The 387-nt window shown below is 64.6% G+C and carries 1 protein-coding gene; it reads left to right on the top strand.

Going from position 1 to position 387, the window contains the following annotated elements; genetic code table 11:
• Positions 1-109: 109 nt before the first annotated feature.
• On the top strand, positions 110-387 hold a 278-nt coding region (locus PUR53_RS00250; protein ID WP_443080242.1), incomplete at its 3' end, for a HAMP domain-containing protein.

Raw genomic sequence — 387 nt, 5'->3', positions numbered from 1 at the left:
CCAGCTGACCACGGCGGTGGCGCCCGGCGACCTCAGCCATTAGATGTCCTTCGATGCGATCTTCGAGATCCAGGACCAGAAGTCCACCCTCTACCCTCTTCTCTTCTAGTTGTCCGCGTTCTCCGTCGATGTCACCCGGGTCGCCCGCGATGTCGGCACCGAGGGCCTGCTCGGCGGCCGCGCCCAGGTCCGTGGCGTCTCCGGGGTCTGGACGGACCTCACCGACTACGTCAACTTCATGGCGTCGAACCTGACCTCGCAGGTCCGCTACATCGCCCAGGTGACCACGGCGGTGGCGAACGGCGACCTCAGCCAGAAGATCACCGTCGATGCGCAGGGCGAGATCCTGGAGCTGAAGTCCACCATCAACACGATGGTCGACCAGCT

It is taken from the genome of Streptomyces sp. SP18BB07, from assembly GCF_036322545.1.
GTDB lineage: Bacteria > Actinomycetota > Actinomycetes > Streptomycetales > Streptomycetaceae > Streptomyces > Streptomyces deccanensis.
The sequence above is the reverse complement of the archived record's forward strand: the minus strand, read 5'-3'. Positions and strand labels throughout refer to the sequence as shown.